Here is a 342-nt window from a genome sequence, read left to right as displayed (position 1 = left end):
CTAGTAGGACTCCGTTAGGTCTGTCTTGATCTTGGTGTGGTCCTGCTGGGCAGGGGTTGGTGGCAGGTGGTGCAGATGCCGGTCCAGCAGTTCAGCAGGTCTTGGAGGGTGTCGAGGATCTGGTAGAGGGTGAGTCCGGTGTGTCGGCTTTTGGGGCCAGCCGCTGTTCGGTGAGGAAGGCGTGGGCGGCGGTGACCAGGGTGGCGTGGTGGTGCCAGCCCGGCCAGGAGCGGCCTTCGAAGTGGTCCAGGCCCAGGCCGTGCTTGAGTTCTCGGTAGTCGTGCTCGATGCGCCAGCGGATCTTCGCCAGCCGGACCAGGTCGGCGACCGGTGTGTCGCCGG

At 65.8% G+C, this 342-nt stretch carries 1 protein-coding gene; it reads right to left on the bottom strand.

Features of this window, described 5'->3' with window-relative positions; genetic code table 11:
• Positions 1-91: 91 nt before the first annotated feature.
• The coding region (locus ALMP_RS35625; protein ID WP_264935911.1) for a transposase at positions 92-342 on the bottom strand (251 nt) is incomplete at its 5' end.

Source organism: Streptomyces sp. A012304, from assembly GCF_026008495.1.
Classification (GTDB): Bacteria; Actinomycetota; Actinomycetes; order Streptomycetales; family Streptomycetaceae; genus Streptomyces.
Note: the sequence above shows the minus strand (reverse complement) of the source record. Positions and strands in the feature narration are given on the sequence as shown.